This is a genomic window from Pseudomonas sp. SWRI77, assembly GCF_014269105.1.
Lineage (GTDB): Bacteria > Pseudomonadota > Gammaproteobacteria > Pseudomonadales > Pseudomonadaceae > Aquipseudomonas > Aquipseudomonas capeferrum.
In genome coordinates this window covers 69,684-94,614 of sequence record NZ_JABWRV010000014.1, presented here as the reverse complement: position 1 = coordinate 94,614, position 24,931 = coordinate 69,684, and the positions used below count along the sequence as shown (strand labels likewise).

The following is a 24,931-nucleotide window of genomic DNA, read 5'->3' as shown; positions in this document are numbered from 1 at the left end:
TCTGTCCTACGCAGCTAATGGTGATAACCTGCTAGTGGCTTATCGATACCGTTCCGTAACAAGCGCGTTCTCAAGGTAGATTCACACTATGCATAGCGTTCTGATAGTTGACGATCATCCAGTCATTCGACTTGCAGTCCGGGTGCTGCTGGAAAAGCACGGCATGCGCGTGGTGGGCGAAGCGGACAATGGCCTGGATGCGGTTCAGCTGGTACGCGAGCTCAACCCGCAGGTGGTCATTCTCGATATTGGTATTCCCAAACTGGATGGGTTTACCGTTATCACCAAGATTAAAACGCTAGATGTGCGTAGCAAGGTGCTTATCCTGACTTCGCAACCTGCCGATTCGGTATGCCGTCGCTGTATCCAGTTAGGTGCACGCGGTTTCGTCAACAAGGAAGAGGACCTGGGCAGCCTGATTACAGCGATCAAATCGGTGGATGCCGGCTATACGTTCTTTCCCTCGCTCACGTTCGACAGTGTCAACCCTGCCGACCAACTGTCGGAACTGGAGCAGATTCGCTCATTAACCGCCCGGGAAGTGACGGTATTGCAATACTTGGCGCAGGGCTACTCGAACAAACAAATTGGCGACATGCTCTTTTTGAGCAATAAAACTGTGAGCACCTACAAAACGCGGCTATTGCAAAAGCTGGGCGCTACGTCGCTGGTTGACCTGGCGGAGTTTGCCAAACGCAATGAATTGACGCGGTAATCGCTGCATAAATGCACCCGTAGGAAATTTCCTATGCTTCCGTAGGCAATTTCCTACTCATTTCTTCCCTTTCGCCCCCTAGGCTTACTCCAGCTCAACGGTACACAGATACCCGAGCAGAAAGAGAGTGTTCAACTAAGCCCCCTTCAAGCACTTCACTATCAACCTAGGAGTATGAAATGAAAGTTAGTTCGTTGGCTGGCGCGATCATGGCAGTTGCCTTGGCATCCACCTCGGCTGTCACCTTTGCCCAAGATCAAGGTCACGGTCGCATTACCTTCAGGGGCGCAATTATTGAGGCACCGTGCTCCATCGCCCAAGAGTCGGCATACCAAACCGTCGAGATGGATCAAGTCTCCAATGTTTCCCTGAAAGACGGCGGAAAATCCACTCCGAAAACCTTCAAGATCGAACTGCGCGGTTGTGAACTGGGCGCACTGAAGTCGGCCACTGCAACCTTCACCGGTTCGCCTGCGTCCAACCCCGACCTGCTGGCTATCAGAGGTACGGCCCAAGGCGCCAGCCTGGCCATCGCCGATCACACCGGTGAGCTGATCAAGCTGGGTGACGCTTCTCCTGCCCAGACGCTGTCCAATGGCGACACCTACCTCGAGTTCAAAGCCTATCTGCAGGGTGACATGGTTGCCCCAGCTGGTGGCGGCGCAGCAACAGGAGCCGCAATCAAACCGGGTGACTTCGAAACGTTCGCCAACTTCACCCTCGCTTATCAGTAAGCTAATCCGTTACTGAGGTGCTCCGCAGTACGCAAGGATAGCGTGATGAGGTGCTCCGAAGTACGCACGGATCGCGTAATGAGGCGCCCCGCAGTACGCACGGATCGCGTAATGATGAGGTGCTCCGCAGTACGCACGGATCGCGTGATGAGGTGCCCCGCAGTAAGCACGGATCGCTTATTGCGGGGAGTTTGCGGAGGTTTAAATGATTCGCTCAACCGTCCTGCTGCTGACTCTATGCCCTCTAATCATGCCCACCAGTGCTGCCGATGCACTCGAAGGGCATGTACAACTGGGCGGGAGCATCGTGGACAGCGCCTGTAATATGCGAGTGGGTAGCGATCGTCAAACGATTGCGTTCAAACCTATGACACTGAATGGCCTGCTAAACGGCGATACATCATCGCAGCATTCCTTAACCCTCTATATCAGCGACTGTATTGCATCGGAAAAGCCCAACGACACCGATGTTTCCCAGCGCTTTAAACTGACATTCGAAGGACAACCCAATGGAAAGTACTTTGCTATCGAGGGCATCGCTAAAGGCATTGCCCTGCAAATAAAAGACCGCCAGGGTAAATTAGTATCGCCAGGCATGGTACTTGAGCACAACGAACTGTCTACTGACAGCCTAATGCTCAACTACTCATTGACGCTCGTTGGCGTCGGACATGCACTGGAAGCAGGCGATTATCACGCCACCATCAAGCTTAACATTCAGCACTTCTGAACTGCCCCACAATCATTTGTGCAGTTTCGCTCAAGGACTTAGTCACGTGAATCACCGTAAGGTACTGGCTACCACGGCGTTGTGCTGTATCGCGACGTGGGCAAGTGCAGCCGAAGAGTTCCAATTCAACACAGATGTACTGGACCTCAAAGATCGCGAGAACCTTGATCTTGGGGTGTTTGCTTCGGCCAACTTCATCATGCCCGGCCAATACAACCTGATGGTACACGTGAACCGCGATACGTTGACGGAGTTTGCTGTCGACTATCTTCCGGCCGAAGACGATCCGAAAAGCAGCGTCCCCTGTCTTTCGCCGGCATTGGTCAATGAACTGGGTCTGAAAGAACAGGTTATTAAGTCGCTCACCTGGTGGCGCGATGGCGCCTGCCTGGACCTGGCCAGCGTTACCGGCATGCAGGCCCGTGGCAACCTGGGCACTTCGGCATTGTACGTGAGCATTCCCCAAGAACAGTTGGAATATACTGCGCCGAACTGGGACCCACCATCTCGCTGGGACGAGGGCATTTCCGGTGTGCTTTTCGATTACAACCTCAATGCCCAGACCACCGACCGCACGCGGGGCAAAGGCCGCAGCGACAACCTCAGCGGCAACGGTACCGCCGGGATCAATCTCGGCGCCTGGCGCTTGCGTGGCGACTGGCAGACCCAGATGCAACGTAGTGACAACCAGCCGTCACAAAACCAATTCGCCTGGAGCCGTTTCTATGCGCTACGCGCGATGCCGTCTCTGCGCTCGAACCTGATCGTCGGGGAAGACTACCTCGACTCCAACCTGTTCGGTAGTTTCCGCTACACCGGGGTGAACCTGAGCAGCAACGACAACATGCTGCCCCCCAATCTAAGGGGTTATGCCCCGGAAGTCAGCGGTGTGGCCCGCACCAACGCGCGCGTGATCATTCGCCAGCAAGGCCGCGTGCTTTACGACACCCAAGTCCCCCCAGGGGCGTTTCGAATTCAGGATCTCAACGATGCGGTTTCTGGCCAGCTAGACGTGCGCGTCGAGGAACAGGATGGCAGCGTCCAGGAATTCCAGATGGACACGGCCAGCATTCCCTACCTGACACGTCCTGGCACGGTGCGCTACAAGCTGGCCACCGGCAAACCCTCTGACTGGGAACATCAACTCGATGGCCCCGCTTTCGCCACCGGTGAGTTTTCTTGGGGTGTGAGCAACGGCTGGTCGCTGTATGGCGGTAGCCTTGGTGCCAAGGACTATGGATCCCTCGCCGTTGGCGTTGGTCGCGACCTGATGGCTTTCGGTGCATTGTCATTCGACGTCACGCAGTCACGGGCCACGATCCCGGAACGTGACACACTGAGCGGTAAGTCCTACCGTGCCAGTTATTCCAAGCGGTTCGACGAGTACGACAGCCAGATTACCTTCGCCGGCTACCGGTTCTCCGAAGAGAACTACATGAGCATGAACGAATTCATCGAGGCCCGGCGTGGCAGCCAACCTTTGAACCAGAGCAAGGAGCTGTACACCGCGACGGTGAGCAAACAATTTCGCGATTCAGCTCTCAGCATGTACTTCAACTACAACCACCAGACTTACTGGAACAGCCAGGCAAGCGACCGCTACAGCCTGTCAGTGTCGCGCTATTTCGATGTCGGTGGTTTGAAGAACCTCAGCCTATCCCTGACCGCGTACCAGAACAAGGGCAAAGGCACCTCTGATGATGGTGCCTACTTATCGGTCAACATCCCCTGGGACAGCACGGGCTCGTTCAGTTACAGCTCGTCGGTCAATCGCGGCGACACTTCTCATAGCCTGAGCTATTACGACCGTATCGATGCGCGTAACAATTACATGCTCAGCGCGGGTAAGTCCTCCAGCGGAGCAATGGCCAGCGGTTTTCTGTCGCATGACGGGGATGAAGCTCAGGTAGTTGCGAGCGCCAGTTACCAGGCCGGTGAGTACACGTCGGCAGGACTGTCTCTGCAAGGCGGTGCCACGCTGACTGCACAAGGTGCGGCCCTGCATCGCAGCAATATCATGGGCGGCACGCGCCTGCTGGTTGATACCCAGGGCGTTGCCGACGTACCCGTGCGCGGCAACGGCGGGATAACTCGCACCAACCGTTTCGGCAAGGCGGTGGTGACGGACGTCAACAGCTACTACCGCAACCAGGCCAGCATTGTGCTGGACGACTTGGCCGACGATGTCGAAGCCACCCAGTCGATCACCCAGGCAACCCTGACCGAAGGCGCGATCGGCTACCGCCGTTTCGATGTGATCTCCGGCCGTAAGGCCATGGTCATCATTCGCATGGCCAATCACCGCGCGCCGCCCTTTGGCGCCAGCGCACGGAACAGCCGCGGCCAGGAGACCGGCATTGTTGGCGAAGAAGGATCGACTTACCTGAGCGGCATGAAGCCAGGCGAAACCATGTCGCTGCAATGGGACGGCAGCGCGCGCTGCCATTTCACACTGCCTGACCAGGTGGTATCGCCCGAACGACAACTGGAACTGCTTTGCCAGCCCGTCAGCGATACGGACGACTCCGCCGCTTAATCTATTTGCAATAGGTACTTCTATGAACACCCGTTTTAAATGCATCAGCCTGACTTTGCTTGCCCTCGCTGGCACCTGCGCGGCGAAAACCTGCCTGGCCGCAGTGTCGCTAGACCGTACCCGAGTCATTTTTACCGGCAGCGAGAAATCGATCAGCCTCAGCGTCAGTAACCAGAACACCCAACTGCCCTACCTTGCACAGGCGTGGATCGAGAATGAGCAGGCCGAAAAAATTACTAGCCCCCTGGTGGTAGTGCCGCCCATCCAGCGGCTGGAAGCAGGGGGCAACAGCCAGGTAAAGATTCAAGGCTTGCCTGAGCTTAGCCAACTGCCCCAGGACCGCGAATCGTTGTTCTACTTCAACCTGCGCGAAATCCCGCCACGCAGCGACCAGCCCAATACCTTGCAAATTGCCCTGCAAACGCGTGTGAAGCTGTTTTATCGACCGGCGGCGATCGTCGCGAGGTCCGGTGTTAACGAAGCCCCGTGGCAGGAAAAGCTGACCCTGACCCGCCAGAACGACCGCTATCTAGTGAACAATCCGACGCCATACTACGTCACCCTGATCGATGCCACGCCCAACCTCAAGGCCGCCAGCGCAACCGACTTCAAACCCCTGATGATCGCCCCTAGAGGCCAACTCGACCTGGGCGTAAGCAGCAAGGCGCTGGGCGACAAGCCAGTGCTGACCTACGTCAATGACTTTGGCGGCCGCCCGCAACTGCAGTTCAACTGTACTGCAGACAGCTGCAACGCCAGCCCCGTTGACAGCAATCGCTGACACCCGACGACTTATTCCAGTGAGGGCAAATCATGAAGCCTGGACTCCGTATCTGTCTTGCCGCCTGGCTATGTAATGCCAGTGTCTTGACCCATGCCGCCGGCAATCTTGCTCAGACGGCCGAATTCCAGGTCACCGGCACCTTGTTAGAAAGCGCCTGCTACCTGGACCCCAGTTCTGCGTACCAGACTCTGTCGCTGGGCGATTTGAGCACTGCCCGCCTGTTGCGCATTGGCGATCAGGGTGCGCCTATAGCCCTGCATCTCAAACTGCAAGGCTGTATACGCGTCAACGGCGGACGTCAGGATGAGCAGCAAGGCACCTTGGTCTGGAGCGCCATCGAGCCGGTAGCCACGATGGCGTTCAACGCGGTCGCCGATGCCAATACGCCCGCGCTTATAAGGGTGAGCGGCGCCGAGGGTTTCGGCCTACGCCTGCTAGATATCCAAGGCAACGATGTACGCCTGGGCCGAACCGCCCCCGGGTGGTTCGTCTCCCCGGGTGACAACCAACTGACATACTACATCCGCCCTGAGCGCACATCCGCCCCTTTGCGCCCGGGCGCCTTCCGCGCCAGCCTCAATGTGAATCTTGCATATGACTAAGGGTCTGGCAATGACCGTCGCACGGCCCGCACTGCTAGCCATACTGTTTGCTTGCGCAACCATGACGCATGCCATCGAGCAAAAGGTGACGATCGAGGGTGTCATCTATGCGGCGATCCCGTGCGTGATCAATAAAAACGCCCCCATCACTGCCCCCTTTGGCGATGTGCAGACCACCGGCATCGATGGCACGTACAAGACCATCACCCTGGAATACGCACTCGACTGCAGCCGCTCCGCGACCAATGAGTTACGCATTCAAGTACGCGGTACCCCAGCGTTCGATCCTCAACTGTTAGTGGTACGCGGTTACGACAACCTCGGTATCGCCTTGAAGAAAGACGGTGTGCCGCTTGCGCTCAATACCTGGGCAGATATAGACACCCGCAAACAGCCTGTGCTGCAAGCCGTCTTGGTCAAGCGCGAAAACAGTGAGGTTCAAGCCGGCAAATTGGATGCCAGCGCAACTCTCGTGGTGGATTATCGATGATTATGCTGCACCGCACCTTTGCGATACTTTCGATCGCCACCCTGCCCCTAATTTGTGCTGGCGCGGACAACCTGAAGTTCACCGGCAACCTGCTGGCGCCGCCGGGCTGCACTGTCAGCGACAAAGGCGGCCGTATCAATGTGCGCTTCGAGCGCAATATCGCCGTTAATCGCATTGATGGCGAACTTTATCGCCAGGCGATTCCGTACCAGATCTCATGCCCGGGTGCTTCCGGGACTGGTATCACTTGGCACATGCGCTTGACTCTCATAGGCAAGTATGCGGATTTCGACCATACCGCACTGACAAGCTCTGTGAACGACCTAGGCATCAAGGTACTGCTCGGCGGTACCACACTCATTCCTAATGAGCCTCGAGAGATCGATGTGAACGCATCCACACCACCGATACTGGAGGCCGTGCCGGTGAAGCTTGCCGCTGCGGAGTTACCCAGCACCAACTTTACCGCTTCGGCACTTCTGATGGCTGAACTCTACTAGGAGGCTGTATGGGCAATTGGGCCATTATCCTGACCATCTGGCTCTCCGCCAGCCTGTGGGTCTCGGCGGTGCAAGCAGCAGAAGATAACCTGTACTTCTCAGGAACGCTGGTGAATGAGCCTTGCGTGCTTGATGAGAGAGATGAGTTGATCAAATTGGACTTCAAAAGCGTGGTCAACAAGGACCTTTATCTCAACGGGAGAACCAAAGGGCGGCCGATCGTGCTGCGGTTGAACAATTGCGACTTAGACGTCGGAAAACGCATGGTCAATATCACGTTCAGCGGCAATGAAAGCAGCGAACCGCCGGGCCTGCTGTTGCTGCAAAGCACCACTGTACAAGGCTTGATGGTAGGACTGGAGACGGCGGGCGGTACCGCACTGCCGCTGAACAAGAACCATCCCATGGGCGAACTGACCAGCGGCTATAACGCGCTCAACTTCAATGCCTACTTGAAAGGAGCACCCGAGGTTCTAGCCAATCGCACCCTAGGACTAGGCGATTTTGAAGCGTCAATGACCTTTGAACTGAGTTACGAGTAACGACCATGAAAGCCTCATACACGACCACGTTACGCCGCACCATTGCATTAGTACTACTGTGTGTTGTAGCTGCACAAGCACAAGCGATCAACATCACGACGACGCAAAGTCGTTATGAGCAGGGGGGTGTACGTTACTACTTTACCGTAACCGACTGGACAACAACTACAAGTGGGGTAAATCCGTGTAGGGATAGCGACCCACTATTAAACACTTGCAATATTATGTTGTCAGCGACCAAGGTTTCGTGGGGGCCGGGCTACCAGGTAGGTCATTACGCTATATGGAGCGTACCTATTCGGCGAGAACTTTCAACCTTGGGCGACCTGTACTCCGACCTACAGGCTGTCGGCTTCAGAGTTCCTCTAAGCGGCTCGATTCTAGTAGCTAACCAAGACGCAAGCAATAATTTATGTATCTCTTTTGCATATGCAACAACCTCTGGAAATCTTGGCGCCGCATTTAACTTGTTCGGCCCGTGCACCCGTGTTGTTGCTCCGACGCTACAATGCGATATCACAGGGGACACCAATATCAACCACAAAACTTTATCCGACATTGAAGCCAACGGGGCTAAGGCTTCGACCAAGCTCCAGCTAAAGTGTCGGGGCCCGGCCAGCGTCACCGTCTCAGCATCCAGAACAGACACTAACGGGGTGCAGCTCAGAGACGACAAAAGCCTGTACTCGAAGATCACGATCAATGGCAAGGACGCCACAGCGGGTATCAACGTGACCGTTCCAAATGGCCAAGCCCCATTAAACATCGAGTCGACCCTTGCCACCCGGGGAACCGTGGCCCCCGGTGCGTTCTCTGGCTCGACAGTTATTACCGTTACACCACCTTAAATTTAATGCCCTCGTGACTGGATGGCAAAAAAACAAGTTAAGCCGTCGCTAGTTCCCTGACATCCTGTCACGAGTGTCTAAACGTCCTATTTGCTAATAGAGGAACTACGGAGCATGCTAACCCACGCCTCATAGGCCGCTTCGTGACGACTCACTGCATTAGCCCACACATCACCCGTTACGTTCCTTGCCACTACAAGCATCATAAGGAGATTTGTTGAAGCGTCAATTTCAAGCAACAAGCGATGGGATTCAAAGCGAAAGTCATCAAGCACAAGCATAAATCCAGCTCCACCAACTAGACAAGAAATTCAATTAAGTCCAAGCTCTCTGTAAATATATGCGCTCCGACTCTTTAATGCAAAATACTTTTAGCATCTCATCTCAGCAAGCCCTGCAGCGCAACCTTATGATAACGAATCGTAGTGGGCGACTCACTCACAGATTGATCATGATCATCGAGGGCGGTCATCTAAAGAACTCTAAACTCTAAGTACAGAAAGCCTTCTACTTTTCGCGGCTCGACAACCTTCACCTCGAAGGCTTAATCGAGTTCAGAATCACGACCTTACAGAGCCCTACTCCTGCATTTTGTTTATCTTTTTAGAGCAATGTAAGACGCCTTACACGCACGCCCAGTTGACAGGGCTCGGTCATAAGCTTTCGCCAATTCTCCCGCTCGAGCATCGGCCCGTGTGAGTAAATCTGAGAGCACCGTGGCGGAAGGGTGGCTGCCTGGCCTTGGGTGATAGCGGCGATATACATACCGGGGCAACTGACGGTGACTATGAGCTGGGTGGCTTAACTGCGCAGCCGGTGACCAGCAGCATCGGCGTCAGTAGCGCCAGCACCAGCAATCGTTCTTTCGTCATACGCTTTTACCCGCGCCTCTTGCTGCGCGTTTGCGCTCCGGTGATCTTCCTGGTGCGCCGATCGTTCGCCGATTACCTCGACCAAGCGGTCGCCGCTGCCCCGTTGCACTGATGCCTGACCGCCCTTCGCCCGCTATGCCGTGCTGGTAGCCCCCCAATGGGACGCCAGAAGTACAAGAAGAGCGGCAGCCGCGCAGGCCAGACGCTCATGCCAAAGCCCGCCGGATACACTCATCAATTATCATCAACGGATACAGGTTACCGCCGCTCTCATGGATGATGATACCGAGCACCACCTTGCGCAGCGTGGCTGGGTCTTTGATGTCGATCGGGTCCGCGCCCGGACGCCCAGGCGCTTGACCACGACAGCAGCATAGCCCTGGGTGTCGTTCTCGCTGCTCGGTACCCAACGGTTGATGGTCTCGAGCCCTGTATCGATGCCGTTCCCGCCCACGCCAGGCATACCGGCCTTGCCGCGGTAGTTGATCAGCAGCTTGCAAGGCACGGATGCCATTCTCTGTATTGTCAAATCGGGCAAAGCGCGGGCTTCCGCCTCTTCTTTCCGGCCGAGCTGCCACTGCTAGGCGTTGCGCGGATTGTAATTGATGTTGCAGGGGTTCTTGGTCCGAACGCCGCTTTTCGTAGTAGGCAATGGCGGAATGATAGCGAACGCTTGGGGGGAAATACACGCTCCCCCATTCCCCCAAATTTCCCCAAACGAAAAAACCCCGAGGGCTATACAGCGCTCGGGGCCTTTAATATGGCGGAGAGATAGGGATTTGAACCCTAGGTACTGTTGCCAGTACAACGGATTTCGAATCCGTCCCGTTCGACCACTCCGGCATCTCTCCAATGCCGCGCATCATACCAGCGAATTCTGAAAACGCAAACCTTTATTTTCAAAAAAATCGCGTGGTATCAGGCGCTTGCGTGAACAGGCCGCTTACAGCGGCACGCCCAGGCGCTTGGCAACTTCTTCGTAGGCTTCGATCACGTCGCCCAGGCCCTGGCGGAAGCGGTCCTTGTCCATCTTCTTGCGGGTTTCTTTGTCCCACAGGCGGCAGCCGTCGGGGCTGAATTCGTCGCCCAGGACGATCTGGCCGTGGAACACGCCGAACTCCAGCTTGAAGTCGACCAGCAACAGGCCTGCGTCATCGAACAGCTTGTTCAGCACTTCGTTGACTTTCAGCGACAGCTTTTTCATCTCTGCCAGCTGCTCGGCGGTGCCCCAGCCGAACGCGACAACGTGGGATTCGTTGATGAAGGGGTCGCCCTTCTCGTCGTTCTTCAGGAACAGTTCGAAGGTGGACGGCTCCAGCTTGATGCCCTCCTCCACGCCCAGACGCTTGACCAGGCTGCCCGCCGCGTAGTTACGCACCACGCACTCGACCGGGATCATGTCGAGCTTCTTCACCAGGCACTCGTTGTCGCCCAGCAGCTTGTCGAACTGGGTCGGCACGCCGGCTTCTTCGAGCTTTTGCATGATGAAGGCGTTGAACTTGTTGTTCACCATGCCTTTGCGGTCGAGCTGTTCGATACGCTTGCCGTCGAACGCCGAGGTGTCGTTGCGGAACAGCAGGATCAAGCGGTCGGCGTCGTCGGTCTTGTAAACCGATTTGGCCTTGCCGCGGTAAAGTTCTTCGCGTTTTTCCATGATGGGCTCCGCTTGCTTGAGTAGTTGGGCTAGGCGATTTCGCGCCAGTCGAGCCCGTGTTCCTGATTCGCCACCTGAAGCCAGTCTGGGTCGCACCCAAGGGTGTCGACGAAGCACTGGCGGGCCAGTTGTGGCAGGTTGTTCTTGCTGCTGAGGTGGGCCAGCACCAGGTGTTGCAGGTTGCTCCAGCCCAACTCGTCCACCAGGCGCGCGGCCTGGTGATTGTTCAAATGCCCTTGCATGCCACCTACCCGCTGCTTCAGGAACGACGGGTAGTGACCGCGTGCCAGCATGTCGCGGCAGTGATTGGCTTCGATCAACAGGGCATCCAGGCCCTGGTAGCGCTCCAGCAACAAGGCATCGTACGAGCCCAGGTCGGTGAGCATGCCGAAACGCCGCCGGCCGTCGCTGAGCACGTACTGCAACGGCTCGTAGGCGTCGTGCTCGACGCGCGCTGCCGTCACCTCCAGGCCACCGATGCGCAGGCTGTCGCCACAAGCGAGAAAACCGGCCACCTCCACCGGCTTGCGCAGGCCGCGCAAAGTCCCTTGGCTGAGGTAGACCGGTACATTGTAGCGCCGCGACAGCAACCCCACCCCATGCACATGGTCGGCATGTTCGTGGGTAACCAGCACCGCGCTCAGCTGTGCCGCCGAGACCCCGAGCAGCGCCAGGCGCCGCTCGGTCTCACGCAGGGAGAACCCGCAATCGACCAGGATGAACGTGTCACCACTGGCGATCAGCGTGCCGTTTCCCTGGCTGCCGCTTCCGAGTACCGCGAAGCGCACTTAACCCAGGTGGTCCTGAATGGCGCTCAGCACACGGCGGGCGACATCGGCCGGAGCCACGGTGTTGATGTTTTTCTCGACGGTGACCTGCACGCTCTCGCCGACCTTGCTCAGGCGTACCTGGTAGCGCTCGGCACGGGCTTCACGCTCTTCCTTGGTCGGTGCACTGCCGAACATGCGGCTGAAGAAGCCCGGCTCGTTCTGCTTGTCGTCAGGCTTTTCGGACAGGTTGATGTAGTACAGGCCCAGGCTGCGGTTGATGTCTTCGACACGCCACTCGCCACCTTGCTCCAGGGCACGGCCCACGCTGGACCAGGCGCGATCCAGGTCGGCGCCCAGGAACAGTACCGGGTTGCCGCTGCCGTCTTCGCTCAGGCTGACGCGGCTTGGCGCATCGAAATCGCGCGCGGCCAGCAGCGAGACAGACCCGCCCTTCTCGGCGCTGCGGTTCATGCTGGCGAGCATTTCGTCAACCAGCAGGGCATCGGCGCCGGTGTTGCTGGAGGTGGACGGGAAACCAGGCTCGGCGGTGCTGCCAGCCGGGCGCTCGACGCTGACGATGTACACCTCGGAGGTGTTGCGCTGCACGCCGGGCTCCATGCGTACACGCACGCGCACTTCGCTGTCGCCGCTGCTGGCGGTGCTCGCCAGGCGCTGGCCGAGCGAGGCCGAGAGTTCATCGAAACGCTGCCAGCTGGTATTGAATTCGCCGGTTTGCGGGCGCTCTTCGGCAATGCGGAAGCCATTGTCTTCAAAGAACTGACGGGCCGCAGGCCAGACTTCGGCTGGCGAGCGCTGGGCCAGCACCCAACGGCTGTTGCCGCTGCGTTGCAAGCTGAAGTCGCTGACTTCGGCACCGGCCGTCAGCGGTTGCGGACGCGGCACTTCGAACTCGCCGGTGGCGCTGTCATCGGCAACGTTACGCGGAATAGGCAACAGCGGGTCGAGGCGCTTGACGTTGCTGGCGTCCGGCGGCAGCTGCATCGGCGCGGTCGGGTGCGCCTGCAGGTAATCGCTGCCGCGGTCGCGGAAATAACCCTCGTCGCCCCACAGCCAGCCGCAACCGCTGGTGCTGGAAATGATCAGGGCAAGGGCGGAAAGACCAGCCAGTCGCTTCATGCGGTGTACTTCCTCGATTAAACCAGTACGCCGGACTGGCGCAAGGCAGTACGGACTTTTTCGTGACAGCCTTCGCTCAACCAGGTCAGCGGCAGGCGAATGCCTTTGTGCATCAGGCCCATTTCGACGAGCGCCCATTTCACCGGAATCGGGTTGGCTTCGCAGAACAGGTCTTTGTGCAGCGGCATGAGTGTTTCGTTGATTGCGCGGGCCTTCTCGGCATTGCCCTCAAGGGCGGCCTCGCACAGTTCGGCCATTTCGCGCGGGGCGACGTTGGCCGTCACGGAGATGTTGCCCTTGCCGCCCAGCAGGATCAGCTCGACAGCCGTCGGGTCGTCGCCGGACATGACGATGAAGTCTTTGCTGACGCCATCGAGGATGGCCTTGGCACGGGCCAGGTCGCCGGTGGCTTCCTTGATGCCGATGATGTTCGGCACGGTCGACAGGCGGATCACGGTCTCGGCCTGCATGTCGCAGGAGGTGCGGCCGGGTACGTTGTAGAGGATCTGCGGGATGTCGACGGCTTCGGCGATGTGCTTGAAGTGCTGGTACAAGCCTTCCTGGGTCGGCTTGTTGTAGTACGGCACGACCAGCAGGCAGGCGTCGGCGCCGGCGTTTTTGGCGTTCTGGGTCAGGTGCACGGCTTCCGAGGTGGAGTTGGCGCCAGTGCCCGCGATGACCGGGATGCGGCCAGCGACACGCTTGACCACGAATTCGATGACCTCGATGTGCTCTTCGACGGTCAGGGTGGCCGACTCGCCGGTAGTACCGACGGCGACGATGGCGTGAGTGCCGTTTTCCAGGTGGAAGTCTACAAGTTTGCCGAGGCTGTCCCAGTCAAGACGCCCTTGTGCATCCATGGGAGTGACCAATGCCACCATACTGCCCGCAATCATGTAACTGCTCCTGCCGGAAAAAGAGAGCGGTAATGGTACTGGGGGCATCGGCCTTGCACAAGCGAAGCAGGCGGGTGGAGCATTCCCCTCGGCGGCTTAATTCGCTACCCTTGATCCTTTGATCGGTGCAGCGCGGCCCGCCGGGCCGTCGACCTTGCTCCCCGCCGGCGTCCACGACCTCGCATGCGAGCCCCGGGCACTGCCGACTGGAGGCTTTTGCCTGTCCTGCACCGACCGCTCATCGCTTTAGGAATGCTGCATGTCCACCCCCACCGTCCGCGAACAATTCCTTGTCATCAGTGCCCTGGGCCCAAACCCCATGGAACTGGCCAACGTCCTCAGCCGCGCTGCCGTCGAGAACCGCTGCGCGGTAGTCACCTCGCGCCTGAGCCGCCATGGCGAGACCAGCGCCCTGGTGCTGCAGGTCGGTGGCAGCTGGGACGCCCTGGCGCGTCTTGAAGCCTCCCTGCCTGGCCTGGGCAAAAAGCACGGCCTGACCCTCGATGTGGTGCGCAGCGCCGACCAGGAGGTACGCCCGCAGGCGCTGCCTTACGTGGCCTATGTCAGCGCGGCCTACCGCCCCGACATCATCAACGAGCTGTGCCAGTTCTTCCTCGACCACCGTGTCGAGCTCGAAGCCATGACCTGCGACACCTACCTGGCGCCACAGACCGGCAGCAGCATGCTCAACGCCCAGTTCACCGTGATTTTGCCGGCCGGCACCCAGATCAGCTGGCTGCGTGACCAGTTCCTGGACTTTGCCGACGCCTTGAACCTGGATGCGCTGATCGAGCCTTGGCGCCCACAGAACCCCATGTAAGGAAGCCCCCATGGCCGTAGCACTCGACCAACCCGTTGCCGATTTCCAGGCCCAGGCCACCAGCGGCCAGGCGGTCAGCCTTGCCGAGCTCAAGGGCCGCCAGGTGGTGGTGTACTTCTACCCCAAGGACAGCACCCCGGGCTGCACCACCCAGGGCCAGGGCTTCCGTGACCAGCATGAAGCCTTTGCCGCCGCCAATACCGTGGTGTTCGGCGTATCGCGCGATGGCCTCAAGTCGCATGAGAACTTCAAGGCCAAGCAAGGCTTCCCGTTCGAGCTGATCAGCGACAAAGACGAGGCCCTGTGCCAGCTGTTCGACGTGATCAAACTGAAGAAGCTGTATGGCAAGGAGTACATGGGCGTGGACCGCAGCACCTTCCTGATCGACAAGGACGGTGTGCTGCGCCAGGAATGGCGTGGGGTGAAGGTACCCGGGCATGTGGATGCCGTCTTGGCGGCGGCTCAGGCGTTGAACAAGGCTTGAGATTGTCGGGGCTGCTTTGCAGCCCCAAAAATCACAACAGCGGCGCCACTGTCGGCTCTTGCCGCGGCCAGGCATCCAGCACCGCCTTGAACAGCGTTGCCAGCGGGATCGCAAAGAAGATCCCCCAGAAGCCCCACAACCCGCCAAACAGCAGCACCGCGCAGATGATCGCCACCGGGTGCAGGCTCACCGCCTCGGAAAACAGCAACGGCACCAGCACGTTGCCATCCAGCGCCTGAATGATCGCGTACACCGTCATCAGGTAGATGAACTGATCGCCCCAGCCCCACTGGAACAGTGCAATCAACGTCACCGGCACGGTCACCACCACGGCGCCCACATAGGGCACCACCACCGACAAGCCCACCAGCAACGCCAGCAAGGCCGCATAGTTCAGCCCCAGGCTGATGAACGCGATATAGGTGGCAACCCCGCAGATCAGAATCTCGATGCCCTTGCCGCGAATGTAGTTGGCGATCTGCCGGTTCATCTCGTTGCCCACGCGGTTGAGCAAGGTGCGCTCACGGGGCAGATAACCCACCACCCAACGCCCGATCACCTCGCGGTCCTTGAGGAAGAAGAACACCAGGATCGGCACCAGCACCAGGTAGATCATCGCGTTGACCAGCAGCGGCAGGCTCGACAACGAAAAGGTCAGTGCCCACTGGCCGAACTTGCCGATTTCACCGCGCACCGACTCGATGGCATGCAATACCTGCTCATCCGACACCAAGTGCGGGTAGCGCTCGGGCAGCAGCAGCAACAGCGACTGCCATTTGCCGAGCATGCCGGGCAATTCGTTGAACAAGGTGATCAGTTGATGCCAGAGCAACGGCACCAGCACCAGCAGGATGACCGCCAGTGCCCCCATGAACAACGCAAACACCACGGCCACCGCCAGCCGGGTGGGCACCCGCAGGCGCTCCAGGGCGTTGACCAGGCCCTGCATCAGAAACGCCAGCACCATCCCCGCCAGCACCGGCGCCAACATGCCGCCCAGGGTCAGTACCGCGGTAAACGCCAGAACCAGCAGGACCGCCAGCACCACCGCCTCCTCATCGGAGAAATAGCGCTGCATCCAGTCGCGAAGCACTTTGAACATTGACGATCCTTGGTTGAGACTCAGGCCTTGCGCAGCCAGTAGGTGTAGGTGCCGGCCTCGGCCGTTTCATGCAGCAGCGTATGACCGGCCAGCTTGGCAAAAGTGCGAAAGTCGCGCTGCGAGCCAGCATCGGTAGCAATCACCTTGAGCACCGCGCCACTGGCCAGGCGGTTGAGTTCCATCTTTGCCTTCAGCAGTGGCAGCGGGCAGTTCAGCCCGCTGGCGTCGAGTTCGGCGTCGCAGGTCAGGGTGTCACTCATCGGGGTTCTCCACGTGCGGGGCAGACGTCTTTGGTAACAGGCCCGCTAGGATACCGCCACTGGTCGCCAACGTGTGAGCGGGCTACAGTAGAGGCCTTTGACCCGACGCGAGCTTCGTGCATGAATCTACTGCGCCCTACCCTGTTGACGCTGGCCTGCCTGATGGCCCTTCCCGGCCATGCTGACGACCTGCCATCACTGGGTGATGCCAGCTCTGCGATCGTCTCGCCGCAACAGGAGCACCAGCTCGGCCGCGCCTGGCTGAGCCTGTTGCGTGGCCAGGTCAACCAGCTGAACGACCCGCAGCTCAAGGACTACGTTGAAACCAGCGTGTACCGCCTGGCGGAAACCAGCCAGCTGCAGGACAGGCGCCTGGAGTTCATCCTGATCGACAGCCGCGAGCTCAACGCCTTTGCCGCCCCTGGCGGCATCGTCGGGGTCAACGGCGGGCTGTTCCTCAATGCCCAGACCGAGGGCGAATACGCCTCGGTGCTGGCTCACGAACTGGCGCACTTGTCGCAGCGCCACTTCGCCCGTGGCGTCGAAGCCCAGCAACGCATGCAACTGCCGATGATGGCCGCCCTGCTGGCAGGCATCGTGCTGGCCGCCGGTGGCGGCGGCGACGCCGGTATCGGCGTGATCGCAGGCACCCAGGCCGCCGCTATTCAGGAGCAGCGGCGCTTCTCGCGGCAAAATGAACAGGAAGCCGACCGCATCGGCATCCAGAACCTGGAAAAAGCCGGTTACGACCCGCGCAACATGCCCAGCATGTTCGAGCGCCTGGCGCGCCAGTACCGCTACGATGCCAAGCCGCCAGAATTTCTGCTGACTCACCCGGTGACCGAGTCGCGGGTTGCCGACACGCGCAACCGCGCCGAGCAGGCACCCAAGGGCGGCATCGAGGACACCCAGCGCTACCAGTTGATCCGCGCCCGCGTGGCACTCACCTACGAAGGCACCCCGGGCCTTGCCGCCAAGCGCTTCCGCGCCCAGCTTGACGAAGACCCGAAGCTTGACGCCGCGCGCTATGGCCTGGCCTTGGCGCAGATCAAGGGTGGCCAGCTGAACGAGGCCCGCGAGCTGCTCAAGCCGCTGCTGGCCAAGGCCCCCAACGACATTACCTACAACCTGGCGCAGATCGACCTGGACATCACCAACAACCGCCTGGCCGATGCACAGCAGCGCGCCGAACGGATGCAGGGGCTGTACCCAGGCAATTACCCGCTGAAACAGGTGCGCGCCGACCTGCTGGTCAAGCAGAACAAGCCAGCCGAGGCGGAAAAGGTACTGAACGACCTGCTCAAGAGCCGGCCGGATGACCCGGATGTGTGGTACGAGGTTGCCGAAGTGCGGGGGTTGTCGGGCAATACCATCGGCTTGCACCGGGCACGGGCCGAGTACTTCACCTTGGTGGGGGATTTCGACCAGGCCATCCAGCAGCTGGATTACGCCAAACGCCGTGCGGGCAGCAACTTCCCGCTGGCGTCGCAGATCGATCAGCGCCAGCGCGAGATCATGGAGCAGCAGCGGATGGTCAAGGACATGATGGGCCGCTAGGGCACATCTGGACCGCCCTATTCGCGGGGCAAGCCCGCCCCCACAAGTACCCCGCTGCCCTTGAGGTTAGCGGGGTTGTGGGAGCGGGCTTGCCCCGCGAATGGGCCGCAAAGCGGCCCCAGCAATATCAGGCGTTACCCGACAACTTCAAGCGCGCCGCCTGAGTAAAATCGAGCATCCTGTTCAATGGCTTGATCGCCTTGGGCACCAGCGCCGGGTCAACGAAAATCTCGTTGCTGCCCGTGCGCAGGCAATCCAGCACCCGCTCCAAGGTATTCATCGCCATCCACGGGCAGTGCGCGCAACTGCGGCAGGCTGCACCGTTACCGGCCGTCGGCGCCTCGACAAATTCCTTGTCCGGGCACAGCTGCTGCATCTTGTAGAAGATGCCGCGGTCGGTGGCGACGATGAAGGTCTTGTTCGGCAGGGTCTGGGCGGCCTTGATCAACTGGCTGGTAGAACCTACCGCGTCGGCCAGGTCGATCACCGCTTCGGGCGATTCAGGGTGAACCAGAATGGCTGCGTCCGGGTAAAGCGCCTTCATGTCGGCCAGCTGGCGCGACTTGAATTCTTCGTGAACGATGCACGCGCCGTCCCACAGCAGCATGTCGGCGCCGGTCTGCTTCTGGATGTAGCGCCCCAGGTGCTGGTCCGGGCCCCAGATGATGGTCTCGCCGTTGTCCATCAGGCTTTCGACGATCTCCAGCGCGCAGCTGGAGGTTACCACCCAGTCGGCACGCGCCTTCACGGCCGCCGAGGTATTGGCATAGACCACCACGGTACGTTCCGGGTGTTGGTCGCAGAATGCCGAAAACTCTTCAACCGGGCACCCCAGGTCGAGGGAGCAGGTGGCCTCCAGCGTCGGCATCAGCACGCGTTTTTCGGGGGTGAGAATTTTTGCCGTTTCGCCCATGAAGCGCACACCGGCAACGATCACGGTCTCGGCGGGGTGGTTCTTGCCGAAACGGGCCATTTCCAACGAGTCGGATACGCAACCGCCGGTCTCTTCGGCCAGCGCCTGGATCACCGGATCGCAGTAGTAATGGGCGACCAGCACGGCGTTCTGGGCCTTGAGCTCGGCAGCGATGGCCGCACGGTATTCGGCCTCCTGCTCGGCTGTCAGCGGGTTGGGCTGTTTGGCGTCGAGGTGGGCCTGAACCAACAGGCGTTCGGAAATCTGGGTCATGATCGCTGGACCTGCAGGCGCGTGTGCGCATCAAATCGAGTGTATCACCCGGCCCTGGCAGATCGGCTAGGGGCGCCGGACGGCGCGCAGGCCATCACGGCCCTCTGCGGGCGCGGATTATTATCGGACGCCGAAGGCTACAGACAATCGAGGCAATTCAAAAGGGTTTTATGCAGCCGGTACAGCCCTGTAACCGGGTTGCCGGCGACAGGGCTGTACCGCTCAGCCAATCAACCTTGCGGCTGCAAGGCTGCAAGACGCGAGGACATCAGCATGGCGAACGCTTCCACGGTCATTTTCTGGCCATTGAAGTCGACCATGCCATCGGCATAGTGCAGGCTGCTCACCACATCATTGCCCTGCACCGTGGCCATGCCGCTTTGCAGCGCCATCATGCCGACCATTTCACCCGCCTGGCTGGACTGCATGGCGATCGCCTGGGCATCGGTCTGCCCTTCCAGCAATGCCTGCAAGGTTGCCAGGTCGCCAATCATCGGCTTGGACAGCGACAGCTTGCTCTTCACCTCGCTGATCAGTTGTTTGCTCAACTGGTCAGGCGGCAGGTCGAAGGAGGTCGGGCTGGCGAAGTCCATGGCCAGGTTGAAGCGGCTTTCGCCATTGGCCGTCTTGAACGAGAAGTTTTCCACGGCCAGCTTGGGCTTGGACGCCAACAGCTGTTGCAGGTCGCCCTGGAACTTGGCCTTCGCGGCCTCGTCCATCTGGATCTGTGGCACCGGCTGGCCGGCTGCGGCCGCTGCCTCGAACTCCGGCAAGTGCGCCTGGTACCAGTGCGACAGCGCTTGCAGCGCCGGCGCGTTGAGCGACTTGATGCTCACGGCCAACTGAGCATTGCCGACCGCGCGGCCGTCCCAGGTGATATCCGCCAGCGTGTAAGCCACGCGCCCACCCACGGTGTCCGGGCCGTCGAGGGTTTGCACGGCATTCTGCTCGAAGCCTTTGATCAACAGCACCTGCTGCTTGGGCCCCAAGGTGACCTTGGTTTCAGCCAGCGACAGGTCGACGTTGCCGACATAGATCGCATCATGCTTGGTGGCCGCCAGGTCGCCGCCGACCTTCAGGCCTTTCAGCTCGAACGTGGCAGGCGGCTGATCGTCGCGGACCACCTTCATCTCGAAGCGCTCGGCACTGCCCTGGAACTGGGTCGCCTTGCCTTCGCGGTCGCCGCTGACGTGCAGCTGCATGCCCGAGAAGTCGAGGCTGTTGCCATCGGTTTCGGTGACCTTGGCCGGGGCCAGCAATACCGTGCTGTCGACGCTGCCGCCGTAACCCAGGCTGGTCTGCGCGCTGACCGGCGACTGCTCGCCCGCTGCGGCGAACCAGGGGGCGGTGAATGCGTCTTTGACCAGCGTGCTGTTGCTGACCGCCAGCACTGGCATCAGCTTCAGCGCCTTGACCCGCGACCAAGGGAACGGGCCATGCTCGATCTGGTCGGTCATGCCCACCTCGAAATTGACCGCCTCGCCGTCGCCAAGGTTGATGTCCTTGGCGGTGAGCCGGTATTGGGCGGTACTGCTGAAGAAGTGCCGCTCCAGCGAGACCAGTTCGACGGTCATGCTGCCGCCGACGCCTACCAGGGCTTTCTTCAGTTCAGCGTTGCTGCGGTTGACGGAATATTCCAGCTCCGCAGGCAGGCGCTCGCCGGTGTACCAGGCGCCAGCGGTGGTTGCGACGGCAATGGCAAGGGCCAGGCCGGAAAGGATGCCTACTGATTTCTTCATGAATAAAACCGATTGCTGTCCATAAGGGCTTGCACGCGGCCAGGTGCCACGCAGGGCCTGAAGAATATCACTGCAGCCAGAGGCACGTGGCGGCCGAAGAAGAGAAATCCCGCTTTTAGGAAGCGTCTGAAAGGCGCAGGAAGCGTTGCGAGTTTGTTCGATTTTACGGACATTCAAATCGACCAAAAGCGCACAAAATCGCGCAAAAACCGAACAAAACCCTATTGGAATCGATAAATATTTCAGCTTGGCAACATCTTGTCATGTTTAACTTGACACCAACCTACCCATCGTTTTTTATTTTAACCACTTGCACCGCGCCCACCTCATAAAGAACAACCGGCGTCTCGCACGCGCCTCCCTCTGCTCCGAACAATAAAGGTGAACAACATGGAGCCCACCCGCTCGCACTTGCCGCATGCGCCACTCACTGTGCCCGCCGTTCACGCCCAGCCGCAGGAGCCATGCCAGCATGCAGCCTGACCAGAGCGCTACCGGCAGCGGCCAATTCCACAAATCCCTGCGCCTCTGGCACGTGGTGATCATCGGCCTGGCCTACCTGACACCGATGACCGTGTTCGACACGTTCGGGATTGTTTCCGGCATCACCGCCGGGCATGTGCCCAGCGCCTACATCCTGGCGCTGGCCGGCATTCTGTTCACCGCCGTGAGCTATGGCACCCTGGTACGACGCTTCCCGCAATCGGGGTCGGCTTACACCTACACCCAGCGCGCCATCAACCCGCACGTTGGCTTCCTGGTGGGCTGGTCATCGCTGCTGGACTACCTGCTCCTGCCCATGGTCAATGCGCTGCTGGCCAAGCTCTACCTGTCGGCCATGTTCCCCGAAGTGCCGGCGTGGGTGTGGGTGGTCGGGTTCGTCAGCCTGATCAGCCTGATCAATATGCGCAGCATCAACCTGGTGGCGCACTTCAACCTGCTGTTCGTGGCGGTGCAGGTGGCAATCATCGGCGTGTTCATCTACCTCTGCGTGCGCGGCCTGCACCATGGCGAAGGGATGGGTACCACCTGGAGCCTGCTGCCCTTCGCCGACAACCAGACCCAGCTCAGCGCCCTGGCCGCTGGCGCGACCATTCTGTGCTTCTCGTTCCTGGGCTTCGACGCAGTCACCTGCCTGTCGGAAGAAACCCGCGACCCGGGCAAGACCATCCCACGGGCGATCTTCCTCACCGCGCTGATCGGCGGGATGGTGTTCATCCTGGTGTCGTACTTCATCCAGGCCTACTTCCCGACCATGGCGCGCTTCCATGACCAGGAAGCTGCCTTGCCGGAAATCGCCCTGTACGTGGGCGGCAAGCTGTTCCAGTCGGTGTTCATCGCCTGCACCGTGATCAATACCATCGCCTCGGGCCTGGCCTCGCAGACCAGCGTGTCACGCTTGCTGTACGTGATGGGCCGCGACAACGTGATCCCGGCCAGCATCTTTGCCCGCCTGCATTCGCGCTACAAGACGCCGGTCATGAACATCGCGGTGGTGGGGTTGATTTCGCTGTCGGCCATCTTCTTCGACCTGGTCACGGCCACGTCGATCATCAACTTCGGCGCCCTGGTGGCCTTCAGCTTCGTCAACCTGTCGGTGATCAACCATTGCTACCTGCGCGAAGGCAATCGCCAGGGGCTGGCCAACAAGCTCAAGTACTTGGTGCTGCCGACCATCGGCTTCTGCATCATCGTTTCGCTGTGGCTGGACTTGAACGCGCACTCGCTGATGTTTGGCGGCATCTGGGCATTGTTCGGCTTGTGCTACCTGGCCTGGCTGACCAAGGCCTTCAGGGTTGCCCCACCGAACTGCATCGCTGAATGACCCACGCTGCCGAAAACGCCCGCGCCTGATCGCGGGCGTTGCGCTTGATCGAAAAGGAAAGCCCCTATGCCGCTGCGCCGCCTCTCCATCCAGTGGAAGATCACCCTGCTTGCCGGCTTGTGCCTGCTGGCCATCGTCGCCCTGCTGGTCGCCACCTCGCTGACCCAGGCCCGACGCAGCGCGGCACTGGTCAACCAGGCCAACACCGAAATGCTCGACCAGAGCGCGCGCCTGCGCCTGCAAGCGCACGCCCAGACCCAGGCATTGCGCATCCAGCGCTATTTCATGGACGCTTATCAGTATGGCAATGGCTTGCGCCGCTTGGTGCAGGTATTGAAGGCCCGCGGCGGCAGCGACCTGCGCGGCGACCTGACCCGCGAAGCGCGTGCCAGCTTGGCCGGCAACCCGGATGTGATCGGCCTTTACCTGGTGTTCCAGCCCAATGCCTTGGACCACCAGGACAGCCAGTTCATCGGCCAGGATGCCCTGGGCAGCAACGACAGCGGGCGGTTCTCGCTGTACTGGTCGCAACCACGCCCTGGCACCCTCGAAGCAGAAGCCATGCCAGATTCGATGCTGGCCGACACCCGCACCAGCACCAGCGGCAGCCCGCAGAACCGCTGGCTGACCTGCCCGCAAGAGACGGCCCAGACCTGCATGCTCGAGCCGTACCTCGACGAGGTCAATGGCCGCCAGGTGCTGATGACCAGCATCGCCTTGCCCCTGCTGGAAAACGGCAAGGTCATCGGCGTGATCGGCCTGGACATTGGCCTGGACAACCTGCAGCAGCTGAGCCTGGACGGCCGTCAGGAGCTGTTCGATGGCCAGGGCCAGGTCAGCATCGTCAGCCCGGCCGGCCTGCTGGCAGGCCACAGCCGCGACAGCTCTCAGCTCGGCAAGGCGCTGAGCACGAGCGTGGCGAGCGGCCTGCTGCGGGTTGCCCACCCCTTTGCGCCGATCCCCGATGCAGCCCCCTGGCAGGTACTGCTTGAAGTGCCACAAAGCGTCCTGCAAGCGCCAGCGGTCGCCCTCAACCAACGGCTGGACGCGAACAACCAGCGCGCCAACCTCACCAGCCTGATGATTGGCCTCGCCGCTGCCGTGCTGGGCCTGCTGTTGGTCTGGCTGACCGCACGCGGGGTAACCCGGCCGATCCTTGCCGTAGCGGCGCGCCTGGAGGACATCGCCAGCGGTGAAGGGGACCTGACCCGCCGTCTGGACTACGCCCACGAGGACGAACTGGGCCAGCTGACGGGCTGGTTCAACCGCTTCCTCGACAAACTCCAACCTGTAATTGCCCAGGTCAAGGGCTCGCTGCAGGAAGCCCGCGGCACCGCCGACCAGTCCGCTGCCATCGCCAGCCAGACCAGCAACGGCATGCAGCAACAGCACCGGGAAATCGAGCAGGTGGCCACCGCCGCCAACGAAATGAGCGCTACCGCACTGGATGTCGCCCACAATGCCGCCCAGGCAGCTCAGGCGGCTCGCGGCGCCGACCAGGCGAGCCGCGAAGGCCTGCAACTGATCGCCAGTACCCGCCAGGCCATCGACCGCCTGGCCGCCGACATGACCACCGCGATGGACGAAGCACGCGCCCTGGAAAGCCGCAGCGAGCAAATTGGCTCGGTGCTGGATGTGATCCGCGCCATTGCCGAGCAGACCAACCTGCTGGCGCTCAATGCCGCCATCGAAGCCGCCCGGGCTGGCGAAGCCGGACGCGGTTTTGCCGTGGTCGCCGATGAAGTGCGCAGCCTGGCCCAACGCACCCAGGTATCGGTCGAGGAAATCCGCCAGGTCATCGAAGGCTTGCAGCAAGGCACCGAGGATGTGGTGGGCGCCATGCATGAAGGCCAACGCCAGGCCCAAGCCAGCGCAACGCGCATGGAGCAGGCACTGCCGGCCCTGCAGCGAATCGGCGAGGCGGTGACGGTGATCAGCGACATGAACCTGCAGATCGCCTCGGCAGCGGAAGAGCAAAGTGCGGTGGCCGAGGAAGTGAACCGCAACGTGGCCGGCATCCGCGATGTGACAGAATCGCTGTCTGGCCAGGCCGAGGAGTCGGCACGGATCAGCCAGGCACTGAACCGGCTGGCCAACCAGCAGCAAGCCTTGATGGAGCAGTTTCGCGTCTAGTCTGTACTGGCCGCT

25 protein-coding genes, 1 tRNA gene and 1 pseudogene are annotated in these 24,931 nt (G+C 60.3%); 15 read left to right on the top strand and 12 right to left on the bottom strand.

Translation table 11 applies throughout. The features are described from left to right. The first annotated feature begins 88 nt into the window (after positions 1-88). From HU766_RS15270 to HU766_RS15225, 10 genes are all read left to right on the top strand, one after another. A complete protein-coding gene (locus HU766_RS15270; protein ID WP_033699811.1) occupies positions 89-715 on the top strand; it encodes a response regulator transcription factor in 627 nt (208 codons plus the stop codon). Between the two features lie 179 nt (positions 716-894). Then, positions 895-1,449, top strand: coding sequence for a fimbrial protein (locus HU766_RS15265; protein ID WP_033699813.1), 555 nt, complete (start codon positions 895-897; stop codon positions 1,447-1,449). A gap of 205 nt (positions 1,450-1,654) precedes the next feature. Then, entirely contained in the window at positions 1,655-2,179 is a 525-nt protein-coding gene (locus tag HU766_RS15260; protein WP_033699814.1) for a fimbrial protein, read from the top strand. A 46-nt stretch (positions 2,180-2,225) separates the two neighbouring features. Continuing rightward, positions 2,226-4,715, top strand: coding sequence for an outer membrane usher protein (locus tag HU766_RS15255; protein ID WP_201773250.1), 2,490 nt, complete (start codon positions 2,226-2,228; stop codon positions 4,713-4,715). A gap of 22 nt (positions 4,716-4,737) precedes the next feature. Further along, the gene (locus HU766_RS15250; protein WP_047583240.1) at positions 4,738-5,496 is read left to right on the top strand and encodes a fimbria/pilus periplasmic chaperone; all 759 of its coding nucleotides are present in this window, start codon (positions 4,738-4,740) and stop codon (positions 5,494-5,496) included. 86 nt (positions 5,497-5,582) lie between these two features. Further along, complete coding sequence (locus tag HU766_RS15245; protein WP_160015246.1) at positions 5,583-6,101, top strand: fimbrial protein; 519 nt, start codon at positions 5,583-5,585, stop codon at positions 6,099-6,101. Between the two features lie 10 nt (positions 6,102-6,111). Then, positions 6,112-6,591, top strand: coding sequence for a fimbrial protein (locus HU766_RS15240; RefSeq protein ID WP_160015248.1), 480 nt, complete (start codon positions 6,112-6,114; stop codon positions 6,589-6,591). Then, complete coding sequence (locus HU766_RS15235; protein ID WP_050506091.1) at positions 6,588-7,091, top strand: fimbrial protein; 504 nt, start codon at positions 6,588-6,590, stop codon at positions 7,089-7,091. The genes HU766_RS15240 and HU766_RS15235 overlap by 4 nt, the downstream gene beginning before the upstream one ends. Before the next feature lie 8 nt (positions 7,092-7,099). Further along, complete coding sequence (locus HU766_RS15230) at positions 7,100-7,633, top strand: fimbrial protein (protein WP_050506092.1); 534 nt, start codon at positions 7,100-7,102, stop codon at positions 7,631-7,633. Between the two features lie 5 nt (positions 7,634-7,638). Next, a complete protein-coding gene (locus tag HU766_RS15225; RefSeq protein WP_143500793.1) occupies positions 7,639-8,481 on the top strand; it encodes a hypothetical protein in 843 nt (280 codons plus the stop codon). 595 nt (positions 8,482-9,076) lie between these two features. On the opposite strand, the gene HU766_RS26575 is transcribed toward HU766_RS15225, so the two are convergent. The 8 genes and pseudogenes from HU766_RS26575 to dapA all read right to left on the bottom strand — a co-directional run bounded on the left by HU766_RS26575 (position 9,077) and on the right by dapA (position 13,810). Continuing rightward, on the bottom strand, positions 9,077-9,196 hold the full coding sequence (locus HU766_RS26575) for a DUF2514 family protein (RefSeq protein WP_346656678.1): 120 nt from the start codon (positions 9,194-9,196) through the stop codon (positions 9,077-9,079). A gap of 86 nt (positions 9,197-9,282) precedes the next feature. Beyond that, positions 9,283-9,462: a DUF2514 family protein gene (locus HU766_RS26570; RefSeq protein ID WP_143500797.1), complete on the bottom strand. Its 180-nt coding sequence runs from the start codon at positions 9,460-9,462 to the stop codon at positions 9,283-9,285. Positions 9,463-9,559: 97 nt separating this feature from the next. Continuing rightward, positions 9,560-10,005 (bottom strand): annotated as a pseudogene (locus HU766_RS26215) (structural protein P5). A 109-nt stretch (positions 10,006-10,114) separates the two neighbouring features. After that, positions 10,115-10,204, bottom strand: a tRNA-Ser gene (locus tag HU766_RS15215). Between the two features lie 92 nt (positions 10,205-10,296). Then, positions 10,297-11,007 carry a phosphoribosylaminoimidazolesuccinocarboxamide synthase gene (gene purC, locus HU766_RS15210; protein ID WP_012315794.1) on the bottom strand — a complete coding sequence of 237 codons (711 nt, stop codon included), beginning with the start codon at positions 11,005-11,007 and terminating at the stop codon, positions 10,297-10,299. A gap of 29 nt (positions 11,008-11,036) precedes the next feature. After that, on the bottom strand, positions 11,037-11,795 hold the full coding sequence (locus HU766_RS15205; RefSeq protein WP_033699821.1) for an MBL fold metallo-hydrolase: 759 nt from the start codon (positions 11,793-11,795) through the stop codon (positions 11,037-11,039). After that, positions 11,796-12,914, bottom strand: a complete 1,119-nt coding sequence (gene bamC, locus HU766_RS15200; protein WP_033699823.1) for an outer membrane protein assembly factor BamC — start codon at positions 12,912-12,914, stop codon at positions 11,796-11,798. A 17-nt stretch (positions 12,915-12,931) separates the two neighbouring features. Next, positions 12,932-13,810: a 4-hydroxy-tetrahydrodipicolinate synthase gene (gene dapA, locus HU766_RS15195; protein ID WP_186658354.1), complete on the bottom strand. Its 879-nt coding sequence runs from the start codon at positions 13,808-13,810 to the stop codon at positions 12,932-12,934. Between the two features lie 259 nt (positions 13,811-14,069). On the opposite strand from dapA, the gene HU766_RS15190 reads away from it, so the two are divergent. Next, positions 14,070-14,630 (top strand): glycine cleavage system protein R, encoded by a 561-nt coding sequence (locus HU766_RS15190; protein ID WP_033699827.1) that lies wholly within the window; start codon positions 14,070-14,072, stop codon positions 14,628-14,630. Between the two features lie 10 nt (positions 14,631-14,640). Further along, complete coding sequence (locus HU766_RS15185; protein WP_156311203.1) at positions 14,641-15,114, top strand: peroxiredoxin; 474 nt, start codon at positions 14,641-14,643, stop codon at positions 15,112-15,114. A 31-nt stretch (positions 15,115-15,145) separates the two neighbouring features. On the opposite strand, the gene HU766_RS15180 is transcribed toward HU766_RS15185, so the two are convergent. Both HU766_RS15180 and HU766_RS15175 read right to left on the bottom strand, forming a co-directional pair. Beyond that, a complete protein-coding gene (locus HU766_RS15180; RefSeq protein WP_186658352.1) occupies positions 15,146-16,216 on the bottom strand; it encodes an AI-2E family transporter in 1,071 nt (356 codons plus the stop codon). 20 nt (positions 16,217-16,236) lie between these two features. Next, the gene (locus HU766_RS15175) at positions 16,237-16,476 is read right to left on the bottom strand and encodes a sulfurtransferase TusA family protein (RefSeq protein ID WP_027594652.1); all 240 of its coding nucleotides are present in this window, start codon (positions 16,474-16,476) and stop codon (positions 16,237-16,239) included. Positions 16,477-16,596: 120 nt separating this feature from the next. Between HU766_RS15175 and HU766_RS15170 the strand changes: the two genes are divergently transcribed. Beyond that, positions 16,597-18,033: a M48 family metalloprotease gene (locus HU766_RS15170; protein WP_033699831.1), complete on the top strand. Its 1,437-nt coding sequence runs from the start codon at positions 16,597-16,599 to the stop codon at positions 18,031-18,033. Positions 18,034-18,160: 127 nt separating this feature from the next. Here the strand turns inward: HU766_RS15170 and nadA are convergent, their stop codons facing one another. Both nadA and HU766_RS15160 read right to left on the bottom strand, forming a co-directional pair. Next, entirely contained in the window at positions 18,161-19,219 is a 1,059-nt protein-coding gene (nadA, locus tag HU766_RS15165) for a quinolinate synthase NadA (RefSeq protein ID WP_186658350.1), read from the bottom strand. Between the two features lie 230 nt (positions 19,220-19,449). Continuing rightward, entirely contained in the window at positions 19,450-20,958 is a 1,509-nt protein-coding gene (locus HU766_RS15160) for a YdgA family protein (protein WP_186658348.1), read from the bottom strand. Between the two features lie 472 nt (positions 20,959-21,430). On the opposite strand from HU766_RS15160, the gene HU766_RS15155 reads away from it, so the two are divergent. Both HU766_RS15155 and HU766_RS15150 read left to right on the top strand, forming a co-directional pair. Next, entirely contained in the window at positions 21,431-22,783 is a 1,353-nt protein-coding gene (locus HU766_RS15155) for an APC family permease (protein ID WP_033699834.1), read from the top strand. A gap of 66 nt (positions 22,784-22,849) precedes the next feature. After that, complete coding sequence (locus tag HU766_RS15150; RefSeq protein ID WP_186658347.1) at positions 22,850-24,916, top strand: methyl-accepting chemotaxis protein; 2,067 nt, start codon at positions 22,850-22,852, stop codon at positions 24,914-24,916. Positions 24,917-24,931: the final 15 nt, after the last annotated feature.